Origin of the sequence: Lactobacillus nasalidis (genome assembly GCF_016587775.1) — a bacterium.
GTDB lineage: Bacteria > Bacillota > Bacilli > Lactobacillales > Lactobacillaceae > Lactobacillus > Lactobacillus nasalidis.
This window is the reverse complement of the sequence record NZ_BOCG01000020.1, coordinates 1-924: the sequence shown is the minus strand read 5'-3', so window position 1 is coordinate 924 and position 924 is coordinate 1. Positions and strand designations below refer to the sequence as shown.

Genomic DNA, 924 nt, shown 5'->3' with positions numbered 1-924 from the left:
ATCATGCTTTGTCCAAATTGTCATCAAAACGCTTCCCGAGTAATTGACTCCCGGCCGACTGACGAAGGGCGGACCATCCGCCGGCGGCGGGAATGCGAAAACTGCGGCTACCGCTTTACGACTTTTGAACGGGTGGAACAATCTCCCCTGTTGGTGATTAAGAACGACGGCACCAGAGAAGCCTTCAGCCGGGAAAAGATCTTGAACGGGGTGGCAGCTGCCTGCCAGAAGCGGCCGGTAACCAGTGAGCAGCTGAACAAGCTGGTCGACAACGTGGAAAACCGCATCCGGGCCAAGGGCGTCAGCGAAATCTATTCCAAGGAAATCGGCGAACTGGTCATGGACCAGCTGGCTGACATCGACGACGTTGCCTACATCCGCTTTGCCAGCATCTACCGGCAGTTCACCGACATGTCCAGCTTCATGAAGACCATGGAGGACATGATGGACCGCCACAGCAAGGCAAAGTAAGCCATGTACAACAATTCCAATCCGCGCCTGCGCTATGTCATTTTGAACAAGCTCCCTGTCCAAGGCGACCGGGAGAAGGTTCTGGTCAAGCTTTACCAGCCCCTGGTCGGTGCTTTGGGGATTGCCCTCTACCAGACTTTGAAGCAGGAGTTTGACGCCTACCAGCCCCTGTCTCAGGCCCGGGCCCTGTACAACCTGCAAGAAGAGCTTGACTGCAGCTTGCGCCAGCTCTGGTCAGCCATCCACAAACTGGAGGCGGTGGGGCTTTTGAAGACTTACGTCAGCCGAAATATCCGCCTGGGGGAGATGCTGGCCTTCAGGATCCAGGCCGTGCCGGCAGCCAGCGAATTTTTCAACACATCGCTTCTGGCCAGCCTTTTGAAAGAAAAAGTCGGCAGCTACCGCTTCAGCGAGCTGAGCAAGCTTTTTGCCAAGGATGCCAAGGTAAAAGAA

General features: G+C 55.6%; 1 protein-coding gene and 1 pseudogene. Both read left to right on the top strand.

The genetic code is table 11. From position 1 onward, the window contains the following. Nucleotides 1-3: 3 nt before the first annotated feature. Nucleotides 4-471, top strand: a complete 468-nt coding sequence (gene nrdR / locus lacNas_RS00175; RefSeq protein WP_002879222.1) for a transcriptional regulator NrdR — start codon at nucleotides 4-6, stop codon at nucleotides 469-471. Between the two features lie 3 nt (nucleotides 472-474). After that, a pseudogene (locus lacNas_RS00170) lies at nucleotides 475-924 on the top strand (DnaD domain protein); the annotation flags it as partial.